Consider the following 26383-nt stretch of genomic DNA (forward strand, 5'->3'; position numbering starts at 1 on the left):
CGCCCTATCCATTGGCATATCTAGGCATAGCCCAATCTATACCTACGTTTAGTTGCGACCAAGTCTCCCAACCGCGAATGTCATGGCAGACGCTCCGACTACGAGTGTCACGCAATCGAGCAAGCATTGCTCGCCATCGAACCATTCACGCGAAGGAGAGCCTCGATGCTGGGTTTCAGCGCATTGGAACTTGCGCGACTACAATTCGCTTTCACCGTCTCGTTCCACATTATCTTCCCTGCCATTACGATCGGCCTAGCCAGCTATCTGGCCGTGCTTGAGGCACTGTGGCTGATCCGTCGAAATCCGGTTTACGTAGAGCTCTATCACTTCTGGTCGAAGATTTTCGCCGTCAATTTCGGCATGGGCGTCGTCTCGGGCCTCGTCATGGCTTATGAGTTCGGCACCAACTGGAGCGGCTTTTCGCAATTCGCCGGCGGCGTCACAGGCCCGCTCCTCACCTATGAAGTGCTGACGGCCTTCTTTCTTGAGGCGGGCTTTCTCGGCGTCATGCTTTTCGGCTGGAACAAAGTCGGCCCCGGCCTGCATATGTTCGCGACGGCTATGGTTGCCATCGGCACGCTGATCTCCACGACCTGGATCCTGGCGTCGAACAGCTGGATGCAGACCCCTCAGGGTTTCGAGATCATCGATGGCCGGGTCGTGCCGACCGACTGGCTGGCGGTGATCTTCAATCCTTCCTTCCCCTTCCGGCTGGCTCATATGACGCTGGCAGCCTACCTCTCGACAGCACTGTTCGTCGCTGCTGCTGCAGCATGGCACCTGCTGCGGGGCCGCTCCACGCCGGCGATCCGGAAGATGTTTTCAATGGCGCTCTGGATGCTGCTTTTCGTTGCGCCGGTGCAGATGTTCGTCGGCGACGCCCATGGCCTCAACACACTCGAACACCAGCCCGCCAAGATCGCTGCGATCGAGGGGCATTGGGAGAATGATCCGAACGCCACCAGCCTCCCGCTGATCGCCTTCGGTATTCCCGACATGAAGGCCGAGGAGACGAAATACGCGATCGAGATCCCGTTCCTTGGAAGTTTGATCCTGACCCACAGCCTGCATGGCAAGATTCCCGGCTTGAAGGAATTCGCGCCTCAGGATCGTCCGAACTCGACGATCATCTTCTTCACCTTCCGCATCATGGTCGGTCTTGGCATGGCGATGCTCCTGCTCGGCGTCTGGGGTGCTTACCAGCGTTGGCGCGGCAAGCTGTTCGAAACCCGGCTCTTCCTGCTCTTCGCCCTCTGTATGGGGCCGACTGGGTTGATCGCGGTGCTGGCCGGCTGGATCACCACCGAGGTCGGGCGTCAGCCCTGGGTCGTCTACGGAATCCTGCGCACTCAGGATGCGGTCTCCAACCATTCGGTCCTGGCCCTCAGCGTTACGCTGGTCATGTTCATCGTCATGTATTTCCTCCTCTTTGGAACAGGCATCGGCTTCATGTTGAGGATGGTTGGCCAAGGTCCGGAAGAAGGCCGCGGCAGCATGGCGCCATCCCAGGATGGTCAGGTCCGTAGACCCGCAAGACCTTTTTCCGCCGCTCCCGACAATATCAATTCAACGCCGCTGCGCGAAACCACGGAGGTTTAAGATGGGTATCGATCTTCCCCTCATCTGGGCTGTCATCATCGCCTTCGGTGTTATGATGTATGTGATCATGGATGGTTTCGATCTCGGGATCGGCATCCTCTTCCCGTTCGTGTCCGATCGGCAGGAGCGGGACGCCATGGTCAACACCGTGGCGCCGGTCTGGGACGGCAACGAGACTTGGCTTGTTCTTGGCGGAGCCGCCATGTTTGCGGCCTTTCCGCTTGCCTACGGCTTCCTGCTCAGCGCGCTTTATCTGCCGCTGATGTTCATGCTCGCCGGCCTGATCTGGCGTGGCGTTTCCTTCGAGTTCCGCTTCAAGGCCGCGGATCGCCACAAGCCTTTCTGGGACAAGGCCTTCGCCGGTGGTTCTTATGTCGCGACCTTCTCGCAGGGCGTGGCGCTCGGTGCCTTCATCAACGGCTTCGAGATCGACGGCACGACATTCACTGGTACAGCGCTCGACTGCTTCACGCCGTTCAGTATCTTCACGGGCGTTGCGCTGATGGTCGCCTATGCGCTTCTCGGCTCGACCTGGCTCATCATGAAGACGACCGATGACCTGCAGCGCCGCATGCGCGATCTGGCCCAATGGATCTCGATTGCCCTGCTCGTGGCCATCATCATCGTCAGCATCTGGACCCCGATCATGCATCCGCAGGTGGCGGCACGCTGGCTGAGCTTCCCCAACCTCTTTTTCTTTGCGCCTGTGCCGCTTCTCGTTTTGGGGGTGACCTGGCTTCATCTGCGTGTCCTGCGCAGCCGCGCGGTCCATGTTGCCCCCTTCATTCTCGCGCTGATCATGATCTTCCTCGGCTACACCGGCCTAGCAATCAGCATGTGGCCCTACGTGATACCGCCCTCGATCACAATCTGGGCGGCAGCGTCGACGCCGGAAAGCATGGGCTTCGCGCTGGTCGGAACGCTGCTGATCATTCCAATCATCCTCGTCTACACGTCCTGGTCCTATTACGTGTTTCGCGGCAAGCAGGCTGTGGGCGAGGGGTATCACTGATGGCGTTCCGGAGCCTCGCTCACGGTCCCGCCAAACGGGTCGGATGGTTGGTCGCCATCTGGTGCCTGTCGGTGATCGGTCTCGGCGTCTTCGCCATGATCTTCCGCTTCATCATGTCCCTGGCGGGACTGACCGAATAGGCCCGCCAGCTTCATTCAATCAAACCAATTCCAGCTTTGAACACTGCCATTGAGGCTGTTCGCCTTCGCAACTGACGCAGTTAGCGATCCATCAAGGAGAGTACCATGAGCAAGAAAGCAGCAGACGTCATCACCGAGATCCTTCACGCCGCCGGCGTGCGCCGCATCTATGGCGTCGTTGGCGACAGTCTGAACGGGCTGACCGAATCTCTGCGCGTTCGCAAGGATATCGAATGGGTCCACACAAGGCATGAAGAGACCGCAGCCTTTGCCGCCGGCGCCGAAGCGCATCTGACCGGCGAGCTCGCCGTCTGCGCCGGTAGCTGCGGACCGGGCAACCTGCACCTGATCAATGGTCTCTTCGATTGCCACCGTTCTCGTGTTCCGGTGCTTGCCATCGCCGCTCAGATCCCTTCGGCGGAGGTCGGACGCGGCTATTTCCAGGAAACCCATCCGGATCAGCTATTCCGTGAGTGCAGCCATTTCTGCGAGATGGTGAGCCACCCGGATCAGCTTCCCGGTGTTCTGGAATCGGCGATCCGCGCAGCCGTCGGCAAGCGTGGCGTGGCGGTGATCGTCATTCCAGGCGATGTGGCGCTGTCCGAGTTCACGGGCAAGATCTCCCAACCGGCGGCATTCGCTCTGCCGCAGCCGACAGTCACGCCCCAGCCCAGCGAGATCGTCCAGTTTGCCGACATTCTCAACAGCAGCTCCAAGACGACGCTGTTTTGCGGCCGCGGTTGCCAGGGCGCCCATGCCGAGCTGCTGAAGCTGGCCGAGAAACTAAAGGCTCCGATCGTCCATGCACTTGGCGGCAAGGAACATGTCGAATGGGACAATCCCTATGATGTCGGCATGACCGGCCTTATCGGCTTTTCTTCCGGCTACGCCGCGATGCAGGATTGCGATACGCTCGTCATGCTGGGTACCGACTTTCCCTATCGTCAGTTCTTCCCCTCACATGCCAAGGTCGTCCAGGTAGATCTGCGACCGGAAAATCTCGGGCGCCGTGTCCCCCTCGACCTCGCCCTTGTCGGCGACGTCAAGTCGACGATCGAGGCCGTTCTTCCGTTGGTCGAGGCCAACCCGAACACGTCGTATCTCGACTTCTGCAAGAAGCGGTATGTGAAGGCGCGGGCCGGACTCGATGAGCTGGCCACCGGCAAGGCGGGTCGGACGATCCATCCGCAATATCTGGCAAAGCTCGTCAGCGACCATGCGAGCGAAGACGCCGTATTCACCTTCGACGTCGGCACGCCAACCATCTGGGCCGCGCGCTATCTGAAGATGAACGGCAAGCGCCGGATCATCGGTTCTCTCGCCCACGGTTCCATGGCCAACGCCATGCCGCAGGCAATCGGCGCGCAGTCCGCTTATCCCGGCCGTCAGATCATTAGCCTGTCCGGCGATGGCGGCTTCTCCATGCTGATGGGCGATTTCCTGACACTGGTGCAGCAGGATCTGCCGGTCAAGGTCATCATCTTCAACAACTCGACCCTCGGCTTCGTGGCCATGGAAATGAAGGCGTCCGGCTTCCTTGAAACGGGGACCACGCTGAAGAACCCGAACTTTGCCGATTTCGCCCGGTCGGTCGGAGTCCATGCGCTTCGGGTCGAGGATCCTTCGGAACTTGAAGGGGCGATCAAGGACATCCTGGCGCATGATGGACCGGCGCTGCTCGACGTCGTCACCAATACCCAGGAACTGTCCATGCCGCCGCAGATCAAGGCGGAACAAGTGAAGGGCTTCAGTCTCTGGGCCCTGAAGACGGTGATGAACGGTCGCGGCGACGAACTGGTCGACCTGACGCTGTCGAACTTCCTAGAGCGCTGACATGATCCTTGAAGCTGCACTTGAACGCCTGGTCAAGATTGGAACGTTGACCGTGACCTTTCCCGATGGATAGGTGAAAGCCTTCGGCACGGGAGAGGAGCCGCGTGCCTCTCTTGCAATCCGGAGCACACTGGCCCAGCGCCGGCTGGCAAGAAACCCGGCGCTTGCGCTCGGCGAGGCCTATATGGACGGAGAAATCGAGTTCGGAGACGGCGACCTCTTCGGCACGCTCGATTTCCTCGCCATGAACTCGATGGAGGGCGGCAGCCATCCCTTCGACAAGCTGATGGAGAAGGTCCGCCGGCTGCGTCGCAGTCTCGACCAGTTCAACACGACCGGGCGCTCCAGGCGCAATGTCGCCCATCATTACGACCTCGACGATCGCCTCTATTCGGTCATGCTCGATCATGACCGGCAATATTCCTGCGCCTATTTCCCCGACGGGGACGAGACGCTGGAAGACGCCCAGCTGAAGAAAAAGGTCCACATCGCCTCCAAGCTCATGCTGGACCGGCCGGGTCTTGAGGTTCTGGATATAGGTTGCGGTTGGGGCGGCATGGCCCTGTTCCTGGCAAGGGAATACGGCGCCCGCGTAACGGGGCTGACCCTTTCCCAGGAACAGCTTTCCGTGGCTCGTCGACGGGCCATCGAGGAGGGTTTGAGCGATCTCGTCTCCTTCGAACTGATTGACTACCGCAACTGGGATCACAAGGTCGACCGGATCGTGTCAGTCGACATGTTCGAACATGTCGGCATCAATCACTACAAGACCTTTTTCGACAAGGTGAAGTCGCTTCTGCGCGACGACGGTGTGGCGGTGATCCATGCGATCGGGCGGGCAGACGGGCCGGGTAGCACCAACCCCTGGATCGCCAAATACATCTTCCCCGGCGGTTACTCGCCGGCAGTGTCGGAAGTCATGTCGGTGGTGGAGAAGTCGGGCCTATGGGCAACGGATATTGAAATCCTGCGCCTGCATTATGCCAGGACGCTTGAGCTGTGGCGCGAGCGTTTTGACCGGCATCGTGCCGCCCTGACGACGGTTTATGATGAACGGTTCTGCCGGATGTTCGAGTTCTATCTCGTCGGATCGGAACTTGCTTTCCGCCGCTGGGGTCACATGAACTGGCAGATTCAGCTGACGAAAGATGTTGCAACAGTGCCTTTGGCTCGCGACTATATGGCGGCAGCGGAACGGCGAAAATTAGCGTCCATGACATCACAGGATGCGACGCCGATACATGCGGTGCCATTGAGAGCCAGCCATGGGCGCGCAGAGCAGATAGCTCAATAAACGAAACAGGGGAAGGAATCCTATTTGGATTCATTCCTTGCGACCTTTGGCGGGTGGCATTTTGGCGACCGCCAAAGGTCTTTACTGCGGAAGAAGGGCGCTCATTCCCGAACACAGCTCGATCGTCTCCAGCCGACCCGAAATAGAATAACGTGAGAAGCAGGCCATCCACCCCACCTTCAATGTCGGGGCCAGAACCAAATTCGTGTTTACTTGCCCCTGCTGACTTGGATCCGCCTATTCGGCAGCTGTCTGGCCGCCGTTGGGGGGGGCTTGTGTCAAAGGAAGGCGGAAGATCATAGTTGTGCCTGCAGCATTCGAGCTTCCGATGCCAAGGCTGCCGCCGTGGACTTCTGCAATCGTCTTGCAAATTGCAAGCCCCATGCCAAGACCCTTGTCCTTGGTCGTAAAGAACGGGTCGAATATTGACTCACGTGCGGAAGCCGGAATTCCGGTACCCGTATCTGTGACAGCTAGAACAACGAATGCATCGCGTATCTCGCTTTCAATCTTCAGTCGGCGCCCGTCCGCGCGAGGGTCCATTGCGTCGATTGCGTTGGTCATCAGGTTGAGAACTACCTGCTGGATCTGGATCGGGTCGGCAAAAAGCTGCCCGCCTTCAATCAGGTTGCAGTCAATCTCGACGCCTTTTGTTCGCTCGTCTGTCTCTACAACCGACAACACGTCGTTTACCACGTCTTTGATGTCGATAAACTCGAGGTTGGCGGGGGCCTGTTTTACCAGAGCACGCAGGGCCGATATGATATTGCTCGCCCGTACACCTGATTGTTCGATTTTACTAAAATTCGTTATCGCATTTTCGATCTGTGGGGTCGGCTGCTTCAGCCAGCGAATGCCCGAGTGCGCGAACGTTACGATGGCTGACAGCGGTTGGTTCACCTCATGAACGATCGAAGCCGCCATGCTGCCAAGAACTGTAACATGTGAGTTTTTAATCAATTCTGCGCGCGCGCTGACAAGCTCGGTTTCGCGGAATTTCCGGGCGGTATTGCCACGCAATTGTTCGTGCAATTGTGCTTTGAGACGAAGAGATTCGGTCGTTGCGATAGCGAAGAGTTCGATCGCCTGTTCGATCTCGAGCGAGAACGCATCGCTCATGGCGTTGTTCTCGAGATACAGTACCCCTATCACTCTGTCCTTATCCATCAACGGAACGCAGAGTAATGAACGCGCAGGGCATTCGCGCAGGCTCTCGGCGTGGATATCGCCAGCTTCGGTCACCGCGTTGCCGTAGCGCAGACTATGTGCAGATTTCACGACCATGTTGATGATGGATACAGGGGCCATCTCGCCAGTCATGAGGCAGGGCTCGGTGGTGAAGCTCGTCATGCCGTCGCGAAACCGTGTGCTGGCAACGATAGACAACTGAACCCCATCCACGGCGATCAGTTGTCCGCGCATTGCGCCGGAATAGTCTATGGCTGCGGCAACCAGGTCGTTGATCAGCGAATCGGCACGCTCGATTGGTGGAATGCTCTGTTCGGGCAGTTCGACATCGACGGGCACGGAGAATATGTTTGCGAATTCGATGCGCAGCCGATCTGCCTGTTGCTCTGCACCCCACTTATGGAAATTCTCCTGGGCGTGGCGGATATGGCCAAATGCGGAGAAGGAGAGGCCGATCTCAAGAGCCAGGCGACCTACACGCTCGTGGACGAGGGCAAGCTCGTGCAGAAAGCCTGCCGCCTTTGCGGCATTGATGGATAGCTCGTACTGACGCAACGCCTCCATCGTGTCGCCCGAGGCACGGGCTGCTTCTGCATTGATGAAGGCAAGCTTGTTGGCGAAGGTGGTCGGGTTCTGCTCTGCGAGGAGGCGAAGAATATCCAGCCCTGCTGAATTGGGTGTTCCGCTTCCGAGCATCTGCTCGCACAATGCCGTGTAGAAATGAAGGTCTGCAAGGTGGATATGTGCCGGCGTTGTCCATTTCCATGTGCGCGCCTCTGAAAATGACTCCGCAGCAGCTGCCAACTTCCCGTTGTAGAATTGGGAAATCCCTTCAAACAAATGACCCCAGAAGATCAGCGGCGACATCTGAGAAGCGGCGTCTGCCGTCGCGATTGCCAAGATCGTTCCAGGCTCTACGGCGCGGTCTTTCAAACTGTCTACAAGGGCGAGCTGAACCCGAAGGATTCGCACGACCTCCTCGAACCCGACGCTTCTCGCCATGGCAATCCCGCGATTGGCCTCGTTGCTGACCACAGACAGCGGCGCTCCCATGGCGAGCAGATCTGACACGATATGGTTCGTCGCGTAGCAGGCCATGCTGATATCGCCGCTGTTCTTGCCATGCTCAAACGCTTCCTTGGCGCGCGAAAGCGCATAAGAAAGTGGCTGCAGCCACACGGAAACCTGGTCCAAAGCAACAAGGGCCGAGGTTCGATATGCCTGGAAAGAATGAGCATGAGAAAGCGTCACAGCAGCTTCGGCCATGGCCAGGGCGCTGTCGAAGTCGCGATAGTCGCTGGCGATGCATACGCCGCACCATGCCAGACCGTAGCATGTCGCTTCGCTCACGCCGTGAGCAGCGGATAGCTCGACAATCTTTGCGGTATGAAGGAATTTGAGGCCATCGTCGGAGAAAAATGAAGACTGCAACGTCGCGAGGAGATCCATGGCGACGATGATGGTTTCATCCGTTAGGGGAGGCTGCGCAGAAATCGCGGGGAAATTGAGCGCCTCGATCGCAGAATAAACAGCGCTGCGGGCACATTCCAGCTCTGAAGGGGACGGTTTCCTTGTAAGTTTGATATCGAGTAGATCCAAACCGACCAGTGCAATGTCCATTGCCTGCTCGAATTGCCCGCGCAGGATCAATACCGCCGCGCGCAGACGCGCGGCTCGAGCGCGCTCATGCGTCGAGTTCGCATGGGCGATCAGTCGCTCCAATTCGCTGTCGTCAATCGCGGCACCATCGCGCTCAACTAGGATGGCGCAGCGCAGCTCTGCGAATTCCCAATGATACCGATCCGAGGCATCCAGGAGCGAAACGAGTTCTATCCCCTTTTCCGCATAACGAAGTGCGCCTTCGAGCGACCCCACTGCCTTGGCAATCTTGGCGGCCTTGTCGAGAGCGGCAAGAGCTGGGCCGAGGCCTTCAAGGAGGAGCGGGTGATGTTTTGCCTTGACGATCTGCTCCGCTGCAGCCAGCTGCTGGTCGGTCGCAGATGCATTGAGTGTGAACATTGCTCTGGCAATCTTGGCATGCCGCTCGGTACGTTCATCTTTGTTCAAGCTTGCGCGAATGTGCTCGCGAACCGCATCGTGCGAAAACTGCCATGCGTCGCCCTCCGTTTTGAAAAGGCCTAGCAGTAAAGCAGGCTCGATCAAGCGGTGAAGGTCCTCGATGTCGATGGAGGTCGCCGAGGTCAAAAGGGCGTTGGTGCCTGTGAACCCAATACAGGCGGCAGATTGCAGGACATTTCGTGTCGCATCCGGCAACTCCGTGATGATGCGGGTCAAAAGCGCGTCGAGGCTCCAGTTTTTCTGGTGAGAAACGAACTGGGCGAGGTCAGGCGCTATTTCGGCTCGATCCAGGACATTCAATATCAATTGGATGTGAAACGGATTGCCGGCCGCGACCGACTGGACCAAACGGGCGAGCGGACCCGTCGTTTCTCCGAAGCGCTTCGAAGACACCAGTCCTTCCACAGCTTCAAATGCTAATGTCTTAAGGACTATGTCAGTGACGCGGACAGCGGTGTCGCCGAGGAAGCTCTCCAGACCCGTGTCGCCGAAGTCAGTCCGGTCGTCGTTTCGATAGGTACCGATCACCAGAACGTCACGGAATCCACGTTCCGAAAGCGCGCGCATCAATTGCATCGAGCTTTCGTCGAGCCAGTGGAGATCGTCTATCAGAAGGACCAGTGGAGATTTGGGGGATGTGCTGGATTGTATGGCTTCAATAAGCCGGTCTTTGACCCGATTTACGGGACCAAGTGTGCTTGCATCACGAACCGATGCGATCTCTTCGAGTTCTCGGGGCGAAAGTAGCCGAGCGAGAGCCTTGAGGATAGCGCTATATGGTACATGCCGAAACGCCTCGTCCGCCTTGCCGATAGCATGCCTAATCGTGTGGTGAGCCGAAAGAAATGCATTGACCACCGAGGTCTTGCCGTAACCGGCGGCACCGCCGATCAAGACGATCTCGCCATATCCGCTCTGGATCACGCGTTCATAGGCCTGGCGAAGGAGTTCGAGTTCAGCTTCCCGACCAAAAATCTGTCGGTTTCCAAAAGCGTAGTTCATGATGTACCGCCGAGGGTTCGCTTGCGAACGACACGAAGAGCATCGGGGTCAGGCGCTGTCAAAACGTTTCTGCAGTGCAGCAAATCTTTAGGTGATCAATATTCAAAATACATGCATTTTAGACAATACGGAGGGATTTTAGTGGGTTAGCCCGTGCGGACGTCGTTGCAAGGGCTACTCGGCAGACGGCAAATGCCTCAACCGCGAACCTCAGTATTTCGACGGGATCGTCGCTCAGCTTCGAACGGTGCGGGGTTGCAAGCAAGCTGTCGTTGTTCATCAGCACAGAGCTTCACCCTTCATGGGTCCTGGCGGGCAAGAGAGTGGTTCGCTCGCATTGTTCGAATACGCACTGCGTCGAGCAGCAATGTGATGACAGCCAGTACCGCTATGAGGGCCACCCCTGCAACAACAGCGTTTGCCAGCCCTGCAGTAGTCGCGATACGCCCGAGTGAAAGGGCGACTGCCGCTTGGGCGAGATATGCGACAAGGAATAATGCAGACAGGGTCGCTGCTCGATGCGTTTTCGGGGCTCCTTCATTGATCAAGGACAGCCCTCCCAAGAGCAGAAGGCTATAGGCCACTCCAGCCCCAATTTGAGCGGAGGCGAAGACAATGAGGAGTTGCTCCTCTGCGGCGATAGCCAGACAGCCCACCGAAAGCAGCCCGATGACAGCTCCGATCCGCAATACGCTGCCTGGAGACCTACCGCGGACGGGAGCGGTTGCAAAGGCAGACGATACCGCAAAGATCGTGATAATCCCTCCGTTCATCAACGCGTTTGTCGAAGCGACCACGTCATGTGCAACCTGAGCACCAAGGGAGAGCGTCATTGCGCCCAACACATAGGCGGTTGTGACCGCAGCAGTGGCCGATACAAACGGTGCAAAGAACCCATTGGGGATAGACGGAATGCCTGGTCGCCACTTTCGATGAGGTCGCGATGCTGTGCGATTTGGCAAATGCCAGGTTGCGATCGTAACAAGCACCAGGATGCCGGTCAGGACTGCAAAGTTCAGCCGGGAAGGGAAGGGGGCGTATTGGATCAAGGCGCCGCCGACGAGCGCCGCGCCCGATATGCCGATCGCTTGCGCGACCGCCGTGACGCTTCCTGCCTGCTTGAGCTTGTCGGGGGCGCTGAACTCTAGAACAGCCGCGGCCGAGGGGCCGGCCGATAGACCGACACCTATCCCCATGAACGCTCGCCCAACAAAGATCCAGTCGATGTCAGGCGCGATCGCAAAGATCAACGATCCGATCGTCGACGCAAAGAGACCAATCAACATGGTTTCTCGGCGACCGATATAGTCCGAGAGATTGCCGAAAAGCACGAGGACCAAAACGACGAACACCGGATAGACCGCGAAAATTGCGGTCGTCGAAAAGGTCGAGAGGCCCCACTCATGCGCGTATATCGGATATGTCAAAACCGGAGCGGCGCTCGTCCAGATCGTGTGGGCGACAACGGCAGCAGCGGTCAGGAAACTTGCCTGCCGCCCAAATATCTTACGTCTCATCGGGTGACCTCCGGCACACGGCGAAGCCGGAAAGCAGAGCCTAGGCGCTCGGCGCGCCCGACCCCGGGATATCGCCATCGAAATCCGAGGAGCTTTGCCCGCTCTTCTTCCGCCTGATTAAGGATTTGGCGTCGCGTGGTAGCCGCCTGTCCCGCATCAATGTCAAAGCCAAAGCTCCAATCGGGATGTTCGAATGAAACAACGTCGCTGGCCACCGCATCGCCTGTCACGATGAGCGGCACGTCGCTTTCGAGAATCACCGCGATGTGACCTGGAGTATGGCCGCATGAGCTGAGAACCCGCAATCCGGGTATGATCTCGTCACCATTTTCAACCAGCGTCACGCGCCCGAGGATCGCGGAAAGAGTTTTTCGCGTGTGGGACCGGCTCATACGCTCATATTCTGTTGTCGGTTCATCGTTGTCCGTCATCCAGAATGACCACTCGGCTTCGCTCATCACATAGCGCGCATTTGCATACCGCAGTGACCCGTCCGGCCGCACAAGGCCCCAGATGTGACAAGGATGGGCATGCGTAAGAACGACAAGGCTGATGTCGGCCGCATGGCCGCCAATCGCTTCCAGATTGGCTTCCAGAAACCCTGTTTTCTCGCTTTTTCTTTCGCCGGCACCGACGTCGACGAGGATCATCTCATCCGCGGTCACAAGGAAGGGTATGTTTGATGGCGCAAGACAAATCTCGTCGGAGCCACTGTCCTCACATTGAGATCCGTCCGAAGCTGTATGAACGTTTTCCGCCAAAGGTCCGAAATCGGAGCTTTCAGCTGGTGCGTCCGAGAGGACGGTGACGTCAAATGCACCATGGCGGAAGCTGTAAAAATCTCTCATCGATGTCATGACTATTCCAATCTGTTCGATAAGGCACAGATCGGGTGTCTGAAGTGCGAATGGAACTGACGATTCCGGACAGTCAAAGTTCAAAAGTGAACCGGACATCCTGTGCGATGATCGGTGGAGCGTCATTCACCGTGAAGCGTCCCGAGAGCCTCATTGGCGATCGCCGAGGCACTGATTGCGGCAGGGAAGCCGCCATAGAAGGCGAGATGGGTGATTGCTTCACTGATTTCCTTCTTGCTCAGTCCGTTTTCGACGGCGCGGCGAAGATGCGGGGCGAGCTCGTTCGGCCGGTACATCACCACAAGGGCAGCGACAGTGATCAAGCTGCGGTCACGCTTTGAAAGGCCGTCACGTTCCCAAACTTTGGAAAACAGAGGGTCATCGACAAAATCGGCGAGCGCTGGCGTGAAGGCTCTGGCCCTATCACGGGGGCGGATTTGGTCGGGCATCTGATTGTCTCCAGGGGATTGAGGCATTCCATGACAATACTGATCGCCATCCCGATGGCCCATCGCGCAAAAGTCTGGTCTGACCAGACCTTTGTATAGGTGACGGCCGCAGCTGAGGCCGCTAACCTAGCTCCACAGTCGCTGATCTGCGATGGCGTTGGCGGCATGGCGGACAGACGGGACAATTGGATGGGCTTCGCGCAGGCAGAATTTCAGACGGCACGTCATGGAGAAATCCCGACGCCCCGGCTTCCGACCCCAGTTGCAAAGGCCGGCCCGCTCTTTTTCAGCCTTAACAGCTATACCAAGATGCGAGGCTTCTCTAACGCGACGCTGGCGCAGGCGGGAATGTTGCTGCTCCCCATGAAGTTCAATGATGCATCGGATCGGTTCGATGCCATTGAATGGGGGCATTGCTTTCATCTGATCGCGCAAAAGCTGCACGCGCGCGAGTCTTCGCCTTTCGAATTGGGAATGTCACCGGGCATATCGTTTGTATTCGACGCTTGTGGTGATGTGGAAATCATAGACAAGCCCCCCGTGGCAACCGCATCTGACAAGCTGAAACGCCAAGCCAGACACAATGCCGGCAGCAAGCCGGAGCTTGTGGTCCATCTTGTGTCGTCGCTTCGTCGCGAACATCTCGTCCTCGGAAAGGACACACTTTTGCTTCCTTGCCTCGAACCAGCGCAGGGTCGCGGCGGCTCAGTGGCGGATTTCCTTCGCGCCGACGGATGCTGGGCGCTTCCCTCTACGGTCCTGTGCCGAGAAATCGCCTCGCGAATACAGGCGTTCTGCTGACGGGCCTTGGGGTAGGCTGGAGGGAAGGGCGGTAGCTCGTCGCCACCGCCCCGCGGCAATCAATGCCAAGGAAGGTTCTGTCGCAAACTTTTGGAAAGGTTGCGGAAACAGCTATCGCTGAACATAGTTATGCTGCGATTGCGGCGAATTGCTGAAATGCGGATTGGCCACTTGTTGGAAATTGCCGCTTGCGGATCATATGCGCCACTTCGATGCCATCCAGTGTTGCTGATGCAGACTGAGAGGATTTGAAGCCTTTCATCGGATGTGTCAGCTTCTTAATAAACCGGTGGTCTTGCACGATCATGTTGTTGAGGTATTTGACCTGCAGGATCTCGATCAGCCAGAACCATCCCTGCAACAGCAGCAGCCAGTTAATGTTTTGCAAACCTGCCAGGTTCGCACCGCTCTTGTCGATGACGACCTTTTCAGGCCAGCCGTTGTTCTCGATCGTGCGGGCGAAGAAGGCGCTGGCCGCAGCCTCATCGCGGTGTTCAGACAGCATGAAATCAAGGGTTTTGCCGAATTTGTCGACAGCCCGATAGAAATAGGTCCATTTGCCTTTGACCTGGATATAGGTCTCGTCCATCCGCCAGGAACTGCTGGTAGCAGATTTCTGGCGCTGGGCCCGGCCGGCAATCAAGGGCGAATATTTCACAACCCATCTGTTCAGCGTCGCGTCGTCAACGACAACACCACGCTAAGCCATGATCTCTTCTAAATCACGATAGGAGACCGCATATCTGATGTAGAAAAACACCGCGTATAAGATCACGTCTTTCGGGTAGTGACTGCCTTTGAAATCGATCATGATCGGGGAACCCAACAATGCCTGCTCATCTTCAACTCAGATCTATGGCATGACCATACAGGTTGCAAATCCGGTGAAAAGTTTGCGACAGAACCTCTCACAAAGGGCTGAACAATCGGGCGGAGAATTCCCATCAACCCATCAGACGGCGTGAGCGGATCATGAAACGCTTCAAATCATCACGACAGCTTCAAGGCTTCGTTTCCATCCACGACCCGATCGCCAACCTATTTCTTGTTCCGCGCCAAGACACTCCTTCTGCCCATTGTCGCGAGCTGCGAGCGGCCGCGATGCAGATGTGGAGCGAGATCGCCCATCTGCAGGTCGCTTGATCACAGACCTCGTGCCGCACTTTAACCCAAGGCCGATAACTTTACAGTGCCCGGCATCGCCCATTCCTCAAGCCAGCATGGAACCGGTCTCGATGAACCGCTGGTGCCAGGATAGTGCTTCGCCCAGTAATGACGGTGACTGCTGGCCATAGGAATGTTCCTTGGCTCGCCGGAAATAATCGAGCAGTGCCGGTTTGTAGTCGGGATGCGAGCAGTTCCTGATGATCACTTCGGCACGCTGCTTGGGCGAAAGGCCGCGCAGGTCGGCCAGCCCCTGCTCGGTGACGATTACCTGCACGTCCTGGGTGATGTGATCCACGTGGCTTGCCTGCGGCACGATTGCGGAAATCTTCCCGCCCTTGGCCGTCGAGGGCGTCATGAAGATGGAAACATAGGCGTTGCGTGCAAAATCGCCTGACCCGCCGATGCCATTCTGGATCCGCGACCCCATGATGTGCGTGGAATTGACATTGCCGTAAATGTCGGCCTCGATCAGCCCATTCATCGCGATACAGCCCAGACGCCGGATCAGCTCCGGATGATTGCTGATTTCCTGGGGGCGAAGGATCATCTTGTCGCGGAAGCGCGCCATGTCGCCATTGAGCCGTGCTGCAGCCTCGGGGCTCAGCGAAAACGCCGTGGCGGAAGCCATGCGAAGTTTGCCCGCCTCTAGCAGGTCCAGCATGCCGTCCTGGATCACTTCCGTGTAGGCGGTCATGTCCTCAAACGGCGCATCAACAAGACCGCCGAGCACGGCGTTGGCAATGTTGCCGACACCCGACTGGATTGGAAGCAGGGAGGCGGGAAGCCTCCCCTTTGCCACCTCATGACGAAAGAATTCCAGCAGATGCCCGGCGATGGACCGCGCCGCCTCGTCCGGCAGCGCGAAAGGAAGGTTACGGTCCGGCGCGTGGGTCTCGACGATAGCGACGATCTTTTGAGGGTCGCAGCGGAAGTACGGCTCGCCGATGCGCTGGTCGGGGCGAACGAGTGGGATGGGGCGGCGGTCGGGCGGCAATGCGGTGCCGTAGTAAATATCGTGCATGCCTTCGAGGGCCGCATTCTGCCAGTTGTTGACCTCGAGGATCACCTGGTGCGCGCGATCGAGCCAAGTCTTATTATTGCCAACCGAGGAAGACGGGATAAGCGAGCCGTCGGGCCTGATCCCGGTCACTTCGATCACTGCCGTATCGAGCGGTCCGAGAAAGCCTTGCCACGCCATGGGTGCGACCTGGCTCAGGTGCATGTCAAAATACTCCATCTCGCCGCGATTGATCATTTCACGGGCGACCGGATCGGAATTATATGGCAAGCGAAACTCTATGCCGTCGGCCGTGGCAAGGGCGCCGTCCAGTTCTGGTCCGGTTGAAGCGCCGGTCCAGACGCGTACCCGGAAAGGGTTGCCGGCTGCATGCTCGGCTTCGATCCGCCTGGCCAATGCGAGGGGGACGGCTTTGGGATAACCGGAGCCCGTAAAGCCACTCATTCCCACGGTACTTCCCGAAGTGATGAATGAAGCTGCGTCCTCCGCACTCGTGATCTTGGCGCGCAATCTTTCGCAGCCGATGCGTTGGCGATCCACCATTCCTATCTCCCTTTTCATATCAATTCGCTCGTCGTCGCTTGCCGGCCGCAACTGGCCGAACGATTGTCGGCCAGTTGATGGGTCTTTACTCCAATGAGCATGACCTGTTAGCGACCCAACCACAGATCAAATACCATCCCTCTAGCGGCGGCGCCTTGTTCCAAGTCAAGGCAGATTGGTTGACGGTGTTTCCAGCCTGATGACTTTCGGTATTGAGGGTGCGCTCGACGGTCTTCTCCAACGCTTTCGTCAAGGTCAGCTCCAGCGTCGGGATCGCAAGATCCGCCGCCGCTCGCCAACACGACTGTCGTCGTTCGTTCATCGGAATAATTTATAAGGACGGTGTCAACCGTTGGGGTGCCATGCAAGTCGATATGTCCGACCTCGACCAACTTCAAAGCGCGTATAAAGCAGCCGTGGGGGAGTGGATCGCGGCGATAAAGCAGGAGGAGGAACTGGCCTCGGTCAATCACTCTGTCGCAGACGTCGACAAATGGGAGGCGGCACATTTCAAGGAGGATGACGTGCGCGGCAAGGCGCTTCCCTCGAATCTCAAGATTGCGACCGCTCCGAAAGATGTCGATGTTCAAAATGAAGTCGGCTTTTACACGGCCAGGTACGAGAAAGAAGACGACCGCCTTGTCGTTCACCGCCGCCTGGTCCTGAAAGCCAGAGAACTGAAAGCCGCGGACTACATGGATCTTGAGAGGCTAATCTACGCGGCGCAGAACGACTTTACCGCGATAGTGACGACGAGCACTACGCAGACCGAAGCGCAGCCGGCACATGTGGACGTCGACATGGGCAAAAGCCATTCGTGAGACGCGCGCTCGCCGATGAAGGTGCGGAGCTCGCGGTGGCTTCGCCGTGACAGGCAGAGCGGGGATGGCGGTAGATGCAGCAACCGAGCTTTGAAATTCAGCGAAAATTAAGAGATCAGATGGGGCCATCCGCGCACGATCGTAACCTACTTTGTAGCGGGATTGCGTAATCGGATCAATACGTTGAATTCCATCTACGGGGGCGAATCTAAATGAGCCAGAATAGTGTTGATTTGGCTGTGGCTAACATGGCGGTCGTCGGTGATCAGGTGACTGGCCGTCTGAGCACCAACGTCGATTGGACTGCTCGACGGCGACGCGTCATCGTGGCGGCGGGTATCGATTGCGCCTGTATAGCCCTGAAGAAGCATGCCATGCACCTTCATCACCCGATAGACACGTTTAGCGTTTGGCCACGAGCGGCTTTCGCTGCAAGCGTTACGGCGCAGGATGGCGTGAACCCGGCGATATCCGTATGTTGGCATATCGGCGATGATCGCTTTGTTCTCATGCCGCTGTAAGCAGCGATGTAGGGACGAGCGGGTCAAATGCGGGATCGTAACCTGCAGGGCGTAGAGGCAGTCATCCAGCGGCAGCAGTGTGTGTCGGCGGAAGGCAACGATGATCGCCTCTTCCTCGATTGAAAGTGTCGCCGCGCCCTCAGCTATGATCTATTGATGAGGAAGGGGTTTTGGCAACGGCACTTCAGTGCACCCCAGCCACCTGCTGACGATGCGTAGCGCTCGATCCCATCCGGTCCTTCTCGCTCATCGCAATTTCCCTTCGTCGTATTCGCTGGGTCTAGCATGGAACCCATCGATGCGAACCTAGATCGATGTATAGGTCTAGGTAGACGTCTATTCGATGTGCGTGCAACGCCGTTGGACATACCTTGCTCAGATCAATTGGCGATGGAGCAGGATGATGGAAAACACCGGACAGATACAGGCCGGGGCGACAAGGGCCGCCCATGATGATGCGATCGGACAACCAGCACTGCTGGCCATGGCCGTCGCGGGCGGCATTGCCGTCGCGAACATCTATTACAATCAGCCGATGCTCGGTCTTATCGAGGCGGATTTTAGCCAGCAGCCGATTACCGGCATGGTGCCCACGGCGACCCAGCTCGGCTATGCGCTCGGGTTGTTCTTGCTGCTGCCGCTCGGCGACCTCGTTAATCGCCGCCGCATGATTATCGGTCAGTTGGTGGTTCTGGCGGCAGCGCTGGCGCTCGCGGCACTTGCGCCGACCGCCTGGATGCTGGTCGTAGCCTCCGTCATCGTCGGCGCGTGTTCCACCGTCGCCCAGCAGATCGTACCCTTTGCCGCATCTCTGGCAGCGCCGGAAAAGCGCGGCGCCACGATCGGAACGGTCATGGCAGGGGTACTGTCGGGTATATTGTTCAGCCGCACCCTCTCCGGTTTTGTCGGTGTGCATGCAGGCTGGCGCGAGATGTTCTGGATCGGGGTGCCGCTTGCCCTTTTCGCCGCAGGTCTCATGTTTGCCGTCCTGCCCCATCACCGGCCGATATCGACTTTGCGCTATCATCAGGCGATCCGGTCGCTCGGCCAGCTGTGGCAACGGCATCCGGCATTGAGGGCTGCAACGACCATTCAGGCATTCCTGTTTGCGTCCTTCACGGCCTTCTGGACCATTCTGGCGCTCTATCTCGCCGGGTCAAAGTTCCAGCTGGGAGCGGACGTTGCAGGTCTGTTCGGTATCGTGGGTGCAGTCGGCATATTTGCGGCGCCTCTCGCAGGCCGGATCGCCGACAGACGGGGACCACACTTTGTGGTCTGGATGGGCGCGGGCCTATCGATCGCCGCCTGGCTGATCTTCGGCGTCTGGGCATCGGTCGCTGCCCTGGTTGTCGGCGTCATCGTGCTCGATTTCGGAATACAAAGTGCGCTCATTTCCAACCAGCACATTATCTATGCGCTCGATGCGGATGCCCGCAGCCGGCTCAACACGGTATTCATGACCGGTATGTTTCTCGGTGGGGCGGCAGGCTCCGCACTGGCGACGTTGGCATGGGGCCAGGGCGGCTGGCTCTTCGTTAGCCTGCTTGGCGCGGCACTTGGCATCGCAGCGTTCTCTGTGAAAATCTTTCATCATCGCCGGCATTCGCCAACGGTTGTCGGACACTGAGGTCGGGACCATGAAACAGCTTCGTATCAGAATCGTCGGCGGTTCGCTCGCCGGCCTCTTCGCCGGCATTTTGTTACAGCAGGCCGGCCATGATGTTCGCATCTACGAGCGATCGAAGAACGGTCTTGCCGGCCGGGGAGCGGGCCTGGTCGGTCAGAGCGACCTGCTGCACATTCTCCGGCTGATCGGGTGTGAACATGTTGCCCGTATCGGCGTGGTGGCGAAGGAACGCATCTATCTCAATCAGGATGGTAGTATCGCCCAGACCGTTAACATGCCACAGACGCAAATCTCCTGGGATTTCCTGTTTGAAACCGTCGCGTCGCGTATCGCGCCCGAAACCTATTTCTTGGGCCGGGACGTCGTCGAGGTGCTGGACGGCGGGAGCGGTGCGGAACTGATTTTTGGTGACGGTACGCGGGAGAGAGCCGATCTTGTGATCGGCGCCGATGGCCTCGGTTCCGTGGTGCGCGGGGCGGTCAATGCCAGGGATAATCGAAATCGCTATTCCGGCTATGTCGCTTGGCGTGGGTTGATTCCGGAAACGAGCGTGCCAGCGGCCGCCGCGCTGCTTCTCGACCGGTTTGCCTTCCATGTCCGCCCGGGCGTGCACGCTCTCGGCTATCTTGTTCCAGGTTCGAAAGGCGAGTTGAGCAGGGGTGACCGTCGATACAACTGGGTCTGGTACCGCAAGGTGCAGCCAAGCGCACTTGCCGGCACGTTCACCGATCTCGATCAGCGGACGCATTCGTTTTCGCTACCGCGTGGTGGCTTGTCGAATGACCGCCGGGAAACTTTTCGCGCCGATGCCAGGCAGATGCTTCCGCCGCAATTCGCGCTGGCGGTGGAAGCGGAGCCCAGCCCGTCGATACAAGGGATTTTCGACTACGAGGCACCCCGCATGATCGGCCGATCCATCGTTCTGGTCGGTGACGCCGCATTCGTCGCGCGACCGCACACCGCGATGGGCGTGTCGAAAGCAGCCGGCGATGTCATGGCGTTGAGCAACTGCCTGGCGTCTGCGGTTGACCTTCATGCCGCCCTGCAGCGGTTCGAGGCTGATCGCATCTCCGTTGGCCGGGAAATCGTTGCATATGGCCGGCAGCTTGGTGCATCGGCAATTTGAGCGTCGACTGATCGTCTATCACGTCAGAGAATGACATTTCGACCCGTTGGCATCCGCCAGCGGGTCGTTTGATTTAGAATATTGGCCGGCGTTTCAGTGCGAGGTCTTCGTCAGGCTGAGCGCAGCGTGGATCTGGGAGACAACGGCGGCACCTTCTCCGACTGCGGCGGCCACCCGCTTGGTCGATCCGGCCCTGACATCGCCGATGGCGAAGACATTCGGCAGGCTGGTTTCCAGCGGCAGGGGACTGCGGGTGAAACTGCACAGTGCATCGAAGGATCGTCCGGTGACGATGAAGCCCTTGTCATCGGTATGGACGCGGTCGCTGATCCAGCCGGCATTCGGATCAGCGCCGATGAAGAGGAAAAGATGATGAAGTGACAGCTGTCGTTCGCTGCCATCAAGCCGATTGCGCAGGGTCGCGGATTTCAAGCCGCCTGCGGGATCGCCGTCGATCGCATCCACTTCGCAGTGCATGTGCAGTTCGACATTGGGGAAAGCCCTGATGCGGTCGATCAGATATTGCGACATCGTCTCTTCGAGCGCGCGCCGGACGACGAGATGCAGTTTCCTGACCTGAGGTGCGAGAAAGGCAATGGCCTGGCCGGCCGAATTGCCGCCGCCAACCAGGGCGATCTCTTCGCCGGCGCAGAGTTTTGCCTCGATTGGTGACGCCCAATAGGAGATGCCATTGCCCTCGAAGCGTTCGATGTTGGCGATACCCGGGCGCCGGTAGTGCGCACCGGAAGCAATGACGATCGTACGCGACGTCACGTCTTTACCGCCGGCAAGATTCAATGTCAGCACACCGGTATCGCGCTCGGACGCGATCAGGCCTTCGACCGCGACCGGCAAGACCATTTCCGCGCCGAATTTAAGTGCCTGGTTATAGGCGCGCCCGGCCAGCGCCTGGCCGGATATGCCGGTCGGGAAGCCGAGATAGTTTTCGATCCGCGACGACGCGCCGGCCTGTCCTCCTACCGAACGTTCGTCGATGACGATGACGTCGAGCCCTTCGGAGGCGGCATATACGGCGGTGGCGAGGCCAGCCGGCCCAGCGCCAACAACGGCAACGTCATAAAGCTTGCCGGGTGTGAGTTCCGGCGTCATGCCAAGGCAAGCGGCGGCTTCCATGTCGGTCGGGTTTTTTAATACCGTTCCATTGGGGCAGACCATCAGCGGCAGTTCGGACGCGAGGATGCCCAAGCGTTCGGTCAGAGCACGGCCTTCGCCTTCACTGGCAGAATCGAGCACGATATAGGGAAAGGCGCTGCGGGCAAGAAATCCTTGTAGGCGTGACAGCGCTGCATTCCCCGGAACCCCGATCAGAACAGAACCCGCGCCGGAATCGATCAGACCAACGCGACGCAGGATAAAAGCCCGCATGATAATCTCGCCGACATCCGCCGAGCCGATCACCAGGGCGCGAAGATGGGCTGCATCGAAGGCAACCGCGGTGCAGCCGTCGGAGCCAGCCCGTGCCCCGGCCAGTGTCGGACGCCCTGAAAGTTGATTGACTTCACCCGACAACTGACCGGCACCATGGGTGGTGATCGGCACCTCATGCGACAGGCCTTCATGGCGAAAGACATCCATCGAACCTTCAAGCACCAGCCAGGCAGGTGCCGCGTGATCGCCGACCTTGTAGATAAATTCCCCGGGTTCAAAATGCTGCGGCTCGCCACTGGCAAAACGTTTGGCCGTCTCGACCTGACGAGGGCTCAGTTCCGGAAACATCTGGTGCTGTCTTGCACTGAGATCCGCCATCAATTTTTCTCCTGGCTTGAAACGTGTCGGAAATGGCGTCGAGGATTTGTGGTGGTCTAGTAATAGCGAGGTATAGGGCCAAGCTGCGGAGTCTGGTCCGGCAATTCAACCATGATCTCGTCGACGTAGCACCATCCCCAGCCTTCCGGCGGATCGTACCCTTCTATGATCGGATGCTGTGTGGCATGGAAATGTGCGGTGGCGTGGCGACCGGGGGACTGGTCGCAGCACCCGACGTGGCCACACTCGCGGCAGAGCCTCAGGTGAAACCAAGCCTGTCCGGTTTCAAGGCATTCCTCGCAGCCCAGCGTTTTGGGGCGAACCGTGCGGATCGTCGATGTGTGCGAACAACCGTGCGACATGGATTTACTCCTCCTTGGCGTGGATCAGTGCTTCAGCGCCTGTTCGAGACACTGGAGCAGTTGGTTAAGATTCACGGGCTTGCCGAGAAAGGCAAAAGCGCCGCCACTCATCGCCGCCGCCCTTGTTATACTGTCGCTATAGGATGTCATGAAGATCATCGGCGGTTTCAGCGTATCCTGTTTGTTCAGCACAGCCTGCAGCTCGATTCCCGTGAGACCGGGCATTTTGACATCCACGAGCATGCAGTCGATTGAGGCGCGATCCTGGTCGGCAAGATACTCTTCCGCGGACGCGAACAGGCGGCTCTGGTAGCCGCAGGACAAAATGAGATCGTCAAGCGCTTCGCGGATCGACCGATCATCGTCGACGATGGCTATGACTGGTGTTTTGTACAATTTCTTTTGGCCTTGCCGTATTGGATCAACAACCCGGTATATGCTCCTTCCAGGCCGGTCCTTGTACCATACAAGGGTCTAGGTTTTGCCTCTCACAGCCCAAGCAGCTCGGCTTTACGGACCAGATCTGCTACCGAGCGTGCCTCCATTTTGCGCATGACATTGCCGCGATGGAGTTTGACGGTGATCTCGCTGATGCCAAGGTTGAAGGCGATCTGTTTGTTCATGAGGCCCTGGACGACAGCCGTCATGACCTCGTGTTCGCGGCGGGTCAATGTCTTGGCCAGTTCCGTGACGGCGCCACTCGCCGCAGACTGTTGGCGCAGGTCCCGGTCTTTCTGAAACGCCACGGAGACAGCATCGAGGATATCCTGATCCCGGAACGGTTTGCTAAGAAAATCCACCGCGCCGGCCTTCATCGCCCGCACGGTCATCGGTATATCGCCATGGCCGGTCATGAAGATGATCGGCATCTGGTTGCCGAGTCTTTCCAGATGAAGCTGGAAGTCCAGGCCATTGGCGCCGGGCAGCCTTACGTCGAGCAGTATGCAGCCTGGCCGCTTGAGATCGGCATTGTCCAGGAAATCCTGAGCGCTTTCGAACGCTTGCGCTTGCGTTCGCACCGACAGGAAGAGATCGACAAGCGCCTCTCGGATCGATGGATCGTCATCCACGACGTAAACGACGGGCGTATTGTTGCTCGTGGTTTTGGCGAGTTTTCTGGCATCATTCATTGGATAGCCTCCATCGGCACGATCATTTCGAACAGCGCGCCGCCTTCGATGTGATTGCTGGCGGTCAGGGAGCCACCACGGGCTTCGAGCATGCTGCGGCAGATTGCTAGTCCCATGCCGAGGCCGGTTTCCTTGGTGGTGCAAAACGGCTTGAACAATTTTTCGAGAATGCCGGCGCTCAGGCCAGGCCCACTGTCACAGACACCGACCCGGACGCTCCGTCCATCCGCCGGATTGATCGATACCGAGATCCGTCGAAGATCTTCCGGCGTCGCGGCCATTGCCTGAATGGCGTTGGTTATAAGGTTGATCAGCACCTGCTGCAGTTCGATGCGGACAGCACGGACGCTGGTGACGCCGGAAGTCTCGCTCGTTTCGAATATAATCCGGTTCCGGGAAAGTTCGCTCTCCATCAATGTTTGTGTCTCGCTGACGAGATCGGCCAGTGACACTGGCTCAATGACTGGCGAGCGCTCGGTCAGCATCGACCGGGTGCTCTGAATGATGTCGCTGGCACGCTGGCTGTCGCGCACGATGCGTTCAGCAGACCGGGAGACCGCAGCCAGATCCGGAGGGTCACGGTCTAGCCAGCGCTGAAGGGTTTGTGCATTGACGACAATTGCGCCGAGTGGCTGGTTGAGTTCGTGGGCCAGCGATGCAGACAGGGCGCCGACGGTCGCCGCGCGTGAGGCCAGTGCGAGTTCAGCCTGGGCCTCGAACAACGCCTTCTGGGCCAGTTCCCGCTCGGTGATATCGAACATGCCGACAATGACGCGGTTGAAATTGGCCACGTCCGCTGGAAATCCGACCGTCAGCAACACCAGCTTGGTGGTGCCATCGCTGGTGATGATCGTGCCCTTTCCCTCGAAATAGCTTTGGTTTTCAAATATTGCCGCCATTAGCCCGAGAAAGGTGGCGTCATCCTGTGCGATGTAGCGGCGCATCGAGCCGCCGTTCTGTGCGCTGACATTGCCGAGAAGCTCCAGTGCCGCGGCATTGGCGGCGACCGTGGGGACGCTCGCAATACAGTTTGAGATGAAGTCCGGATTGTCTCGCGCGTAGGCACGCAGATCGACGACACCCTGCGTCTTCAGTTTCATCAACAACGCGCGCACCTCAGAATAATCACGCTCCCACAGGGCGACGCGGCTCTGCTCGAAAATCGTCCGGTAGCGTTCCTCGCTACTCTGCAAGGCGACATTGGATTTTATCAGATCATGACGCGCACGGTGGTTCCTTATGATCAGCGCACAGGTAATCAATATGGCCGCGACGGCCACAGCCAGGCGCAATATTGCTGCAAGGTCGGTGTCTGTGCCGTGGGCAGCCACGTAAGATAACATTGAAAGACCAACACAGACCGCCGTCAGCAGCAACGTTCCCTTTTCTGTCAGCGTTTCCGCCGACAGTAGGAGTGTGATGACATAGAGCGTGGCGAGCGCGCTGTGAATGTCGGTGAACGTATCGAGATAGAAGACTGTTGCCGCAAGAGCGAATGCGAACGACAGAATGCCAGTTTCGTAGCGTGCTGATAACCGTCGTTTTGGATTCACAAGTTCAAGCGAAGGCATGCCGGTTCCCACCTGGATGTCGATCGCGTCATCAAGCCATCCCGTTGGAGAAAACGCAATTCCAAAATCCGCTATTCGCGTGTGAACTCAATCTGATAGGCGGTAAAAAAGAAAGGCCATCCCAGGGCGGCTGGGATGGCCTCGATCGGATCGCGACATCCGCAGGTTCGGGGGGAGGAGCCGCCTGAACCGTCAGGGCCTCGGTGCCCAGCGTGTCTTCTTGGGAGGAGGTTGAAGACATTCGATATCTAACCTCAGCCGCAGCGCTGCGAAACTATACCAAAGTGTGGGTTCGACTAGCCAAGCATTGGATGTTGCGGGCGCGGGGCCTGGTCTAAAAAGTCTCCAGCAACCCGCTCAACCCAATGGAGATCATGATGGACCGCACACTCGCTGAAAAACACCGCAAGTCGCCGCTTGCAACACCGACAACGCTTGGCACAAACGCGACTGCCGATATATCCGGCGCACTGACGGCGCTTCTGGCCGATGTCTTTGCCCTTTACCTCAAGACCAAGAATTTCCATTGGCACATGAGCGGGCCGCATTTCCGCGACTATCACCTGATGCTTGACGAACAGGGCGAGCAGATTTTTGCGATGACGGACGATGTCGCCGAGAGAGCCCGCAAGATCGGCGGCACGACGATCCGCTCAATCAGCCATATTTCCAAACTGCAGCGCCTGCTCGACAACGATGCTGATTTCGTCACGCCGGCGGACATGCTGGCCGAACTTCGCGACGACAATCTCACGCTGGTGTCGTTGATGAAGGAGACCCACAATCTCTGCGACGAGCACGGCGATATCGCGACTGCCAGCCTGATCGAGAACTGGGTCGACGAGGCCGAGCGCCGCGCCTGGTTCCTGTTCGAAAGCACTCGAAGCGCCGAGTAAGCATATCGGCCCGTCGATGGTCATGTCGGCCAATATGGACTTGGCCGGCTCAAAATCTCG

20 protein-coding genes and 3 pseudogenes are annotated in these 26383 nt (G+C 58.2%); 11 read left to right on the forward strand and 12 right to left on the reverse strand.

The features are described 5' to 3' along the window. Positions 1-165 precede the first annotated feature (165 nt). From FHT29_RS22750 to FHT29_RS22770, 5 genes are all read left to right on the forward strand, one after another. Entirely contained in the window at positions 166-1602 is a 1437-nt protein-coding gene (locus FHT29_RS22750; RefSeq protein ID WP_037198650.1) for a cytochrome ubiquinol oxidase subunit I, read from the forward strand. Position 1603: 1 nt separating this feature from the next. After that, entirely contained in the window at positions 1604-2614 is a 1011-nt protein-coding gene (gene cydB / locus FHT29_RS22755) for a cytochrome d ubiquinol oxidase subunit II (protein ID WP_168600154.1), read from the forward strand. After that, positions 2614-2754 carry a DUF2474 domain-containing protein gene (locus tag FHT29_RS22760; protein WP_080760542.1) on the forward strand — a complete coding sequence of 47 codons (141 nt, stop codon included), beginning with the start codon at positions 2614-2616 and terminating at the stop codon, positions 2752-2754. The genes cydB and FHT29_RS22760 overlap by 1 nt, the downstream gene beginning before the upstream one ends. 105 nt (positions 2755-2859) lie before the next feature. After that, a complete protein-coding gene (poxB, locus tag FHT29_RS22765) occupies positions 2860-4587 on the forward strand; it encodes a ubiquinone-dependent pyruvate dehydrogenase (RefSeq protein WP_047640084.1) in 1728 nt (575 codons plus the stop codon). A 73-nt stretch (positions 4588-4660) separates the two neighbouring features. After that, complete coding sequence (locus FHT29_RS22770) at positions 4661-5881, forward strand: cyclopropane-fatty-acyl-phospholipid synthase family protein (RefSeq protein ID WP_312865290.1); 1221 nt, start codon at positions 4661-4663, stop codon at positions 5879-5881. Positions 5882-6118: 237 nt separating this feature from the next. On the opposite strand, the gene FHT29_RS22775 is transcribed toward FHT29_RS22770, so the two are convergent. The 4 genes from FHT29_RS22775 to FHT29_RS22790 form a co-directional block, all read right to left on the reverse strand. Continuing rightward, complete coding sequence (locus FHT29_RS22775; protein ID WP_168600155.1) at positions 6119-10150, reverse strand: AAA family ATPase; 4032 nt, start codon at positions 10148-10150, stop codon at positions 6119-6121. Positions 10151-10449: 299 nt separating this feature from the next. Next, positions 10450-11667 carry an MFS transporter gene (locus FHT29_RS22780; protein WP_047557318.1) on the reverse strand — a complete coding sequence of 406 codons (1218 nt, stop codon included), beginning with the start codon at positions 11665-11667 and terminating at the stop codon, positions 10450-10452. Beyond that, a complete protein-coding gene (locus FHT29_RS22785) occupies positions 11664-12524 on the reverse strand; it encodes an MBL fold metallo-hydrolase (protein ID WP_047557316.1) in 861 nt (286 codons plus the stop codon). Before FHT29_RS22785 ends, FHT29_RS22780 begins: the two co-directional genes overlap by 4 nt. 122 nt (positions 12525-12646) lie before the next feature. Beyond that, the gene (locus tag FHT29_RS22790; protein ID WP_112442377.1) at positions 12647-12973 is read right to left on the reverse strand and encodes a carboxymuconolactone decarboxylase family protein; all 327 of its coding nucleotides are present in this window, start codon (positions 12971-12973) and stop codon (positions 12647-12649) included. A gap of 189 nt (positions 12974-13162) precedes the next feature. Here FHT29_RS22790 and FHT29_RS22795 point away from each other — a divergent pair, with 189 nt between their 5' ends. Beyond that, on the forward strand, positions 13163-13774 hold the full coding sequence (locus FHT29_RS22795; RefSeq protein ID WP_112442379.1) for a hypothetical protein: 612 nt from the start codon (positions 13163-13165) through the stop codon (positions 13772-13774). 127 nt (positions 13775-13901) lie between these two features. Here the strand turns inward: FHT29_RS22795 and FHT29_RS22800 are convergent. Next, a pseudogene (locus tag FHT29_RS22800) lies at positions 13902-14585 on the reverse strand (IS6 family transposase). A gap of 95 nt (positions 14586-14680) precedes the next feature. Between FHT29_RS22800 and FHT29_RS22805 the strand changes: the two are divergent. After that, positions 14681-14917: pseudogene (locus FHT29_RS22805) on the forward strand (DDE-type integrase/transposase/recombinase); the annotation flags it as partial. Positions 14918-14984: 67 nt separating this feature from the next. Here the strand turns inward: FHT29_RS22805 and FHT29_RS22810 are convergent. Further along, positions 14985-16502, reverse strand: coding sequence for an acetyl-CoA hydrolase/transferase family protein (locus FHT29_RS22810; RefSeq protein ID WP_047557311.1), 1518 nt, complete (start codon positions 16500-16502; stop codon positions 14985-14987). Between the two features lie 374 nt (positions 16503-16876). Between FHT29_RS22810 and FHT29_RS22815 the strand changes: the two genes are divergently transcribed. Further along, the gene (locus tag FHT29_RS22815; RefSeq protein WP_168600156.1) at positions 16877-17323 is read left to right on the forward strand and encodes a DUF3858 domain-containing protein; all 447 of its coding nucleotides are present in this window, start codon (positions 16877-16879) and stop codon (positions 17321-17323) included. A 276-nt stretch (positions 17324-17599) separates the two neighbouring features. On the opposite strand, the pseudogene FHT29_RS34590 reads toward FHT29_RS22815, so the two are convergent. Beyond that, a pseudogene (locus tag FHT29_RS34590) lies at positions 17600-17970 on the reverse strand (IS3 family transposase); the annotation flags it as partial. Positions 17971-18247: 277 nt separating this feature from the next. On the opposite strand from FHT29_RS34590, the gene FHT29_RS22830 reads away from it, so the two are divergent. Together FHT29_RS22830 and FHT29_RS22835 are read left to right on the forward strand one after the other, a co-directional pair. Then, entirely contained in the window at positions 18248-19471 is a 1224-nt protein-coding gene (locus FHT29_RS22830) for an MFS transporter (protein WP_047557600.1), read from the forward strand. 10 nt (positions 19472-19481) lie between these two features. Next, a complete protein-coding gene (locus tag FHT29_RS22835; protein ID WP_047557303.1) occupies positions 19482-20597 on the forward strand; it encodes an FAD-dependent monooxygenase in 1116 nt (371 codons plus the stop codon). Between the two features lie 93 nt (positions 20598-20690). Here FHT29_RS22835 and FHT29_RS22840 read toward each other — a convergent pair whose 3' ends face one another. The 5 genes from FHT29_RS22840 to FHT29_RS22860 all read right to left on the reverse strand — a co-directional run bounded on the left by FHT29_RS22840 (position 20691) and on the right by FHT29_RS22860 (position 25427). After that, entirely contained in the window at positions 20691-22364 is a 1674-nt protein-coding gene (locus tag FHT29_RS22840) for an FAD-dependent oxidoreductase (RefSeq protein ID WP_047557301.1), read from the reverse strand. Positions 22365-22420: 56 nt separating this feature from the next. Further along, positions 22421-22726 (reverse strand): UBP-type zinc finger domain-containing protein, encoded by a 306-nt coding sequence (locus FHT29_RS22845; RefSeq protein ID WP_081999626.1) that lies wholly within the window; start codon positions 22724-22726, stop codon positions 22421-22423. A gap of 24 nt (positions 22727-22750) precedes the next feature. Beyond that, positions 22751-23122, reverse strand: coding sequence for a response regulator (locus tag FHT29_RS22850; RefSeq protein WP_047557299.1), 372 nt, complete (start codon positions 23120-23122; stop codon positions 22751-22753). A 92-nt stretch (positions 23123-23214) separates the two neighbouring features. Next, positions 23215-23856, reverse strand: coding sequence for a response regulator transcription factor (locus FHT29_RS22855; protein WP_047557296.1), 642 nt, complete (start codon positions 23854-23856; stop codon positions 23215-23217). Then, positions 23853-25427, reverse strand: a complete 1575-nt coding sequence (locus FHT29_RS22860; RefSeq protein WP_168600157.1) for an ATP-binding protein — start codon at positions 25425-25427, stop codon at positions 23853-23855. Before FHT29_RS22860 ends, FHT29_RS22855 begins: the two co-directional genes overlap by 4 nt. Before the next feature lie 377 nt (positions 25428-25804). On the opposite strand from FHT29_RS22860, the gene FHT29_RS22865 reads away from it, so the two are divergent. Next, complete coding sequence (locus FHT29_RS22865) at positions 25805-26323, forward strand: DNA starvation/stationary phase protection protein (RefSeq protein ID WP_047557598.1); 519 nt, start codon at positions 25805-25807, stop codon at positions 26321-26323. Positions 26324-26383 lie beyond the last annotated feature (60 nt).

The sequence above is a fragment of the Rhizobium sp. SG741 genome (assembly GCF_012275435.1).
GTDB lineage: Bacteria > Pseudomonadota > Alphaproteobacteria > Rhizobiales > Rhizobiaceae > Rhizobium > Rhizobium lusitanum.

What these genes read in the sequence shown, in the direction of transcription:
- FHT29_RS22785 (WP_047557316.1), bottom strand. Translation starts at nt 12,524, where the DNA reads ATGACATCGATGAGAGATTTTTACAGCTTCCGCCATGGTGCATTTGAC.
- FHT29_RS22835 (WP_047557303.1), top strand. Translation starts at nt 19,482, where the DNA reads ATGAAACAGCTTCGTATCAGAATCGTCGGCGGTTCGCTCGCCGGCCTC.
- FHT29_RS22795 (WP_112442379.1), top strand. Translation starts at nt 13,163, where the DNA reads ATGGGCTTCGCGCAGGCAGAATTTCAGACGGCACGTCATGGAGAAATC.
- FHT29_RS22845 (WP_081999626.1), bottom strand. Translation starts at nt 22,726, where the DNA reads ATGTCGCACGGTTGTTCGCACACATCGACGATCCGCACGGTTCGCCCC.
- FHT29_RS22815 (WP_168600156.1), top strand. Translation starts at nt 16,877, where the DNA reads ATGTCCGACCTCGACCAACTTCAAAGCGCGTATAAAGCAGCCGTGGGG.
- FHT29_RS22780 (WP_047557318.1), bottom strand. Translation starts at nt 11,667, where the DNA reads ATGAGACGTAAGATATTTGGGCGGCAGGCAAGTTTCCTGACCGCTGCT.
- FHT29_RS22830 (WP_047557600.1), top strand. Translation starts at nt 18,248, where the DNA reads ATGGAAAACACCGGACAGATACAGGCCGGGGCGACAAGGGCCGCCCAT.
- FHT29_RS22860 (WP_168600157.1), bottom strand. Translation starts at nt 25,427, where the DNA reads ATGCCTTCGCTTGAACTTGTGAATCCAAAACGACGGTTATCAGCACGC.
- FHT29_RS22855 (WP_047557296.1), bottom strand. Translation starts at nt 23,856, where the DNA reads ATGAATGATGCCAGAAAACTCGCCAAAACCACGAGCAACAATACGCCC.
- FHT29_RS22775 (WP_168600155.1), bottom strand. Translation starts at nt 10,150, where the DNA reads ATGAACTACGCTTTTGGAAACCGACAGATTTTTGGTCGGGAAGCTGAA.
- FHT29_RS22810 (WP_047557311.1), bottom strand. Translation starts at nt 16,502, where the DNA reads ATGGTGGATCGCCAACGCATCGGCTGCGAAAGATTGCGCGCCAAGATC.
- FHT29_RS22790 (WP_112442377.1), bottom strand. Translation starts at nt 12,973, where the DNA reads ATGCCCGACCAAATCCGCCCCCGTGATAGGGCCAGAGCCTTCACGCCA.
- FHT29_RS22865 (WP_047557598.1), top strand. Translation starts at nt 25,805, where the DNA reads ATGGACCGCACACTCGCTGAAAAACACCGCAAGTCGCCGCTTGCAACA.
- cydB (WP_168600154.1), top strand. Translation starts at nt 1,604, where the DNA reads ATGGGTATCGATCTTCCCCTCATCTGGGCTGTCATCATCGCCTTCGGT.
- FHT29_RS22840 (WP_047557301.1), bottom strand. Translation starts at nt 22,364, where the DNA reads ATGGCGGATCTCAGTGCAAGACAGCACCAGATGTTTCCGGAACTGAGC.
- FHT29_RS22750 (WP_037198650.1), top strand. Translation starts at nt 166, where the DNA reads ATGCTGGGTTTCAGCGCATTGGAACTTGCGCGACTACAATTCGCTTTC.
- FHT29_RS22760 (WP_080760542.1), top strand. Translation starts at nt 2,614, where the DNA reads ATGGCGTTCCGGAGCCTCGCTCACGGTCCCGCCAAACGGGTCGGATGG.
- poxB (WP_047640084.1), top strand. Translation starts at nt 2,860, where the DNA reads ATGAGCAAGAAAGCAGCAGACGTCATCACCGAGATCCTTCACGCCGCC.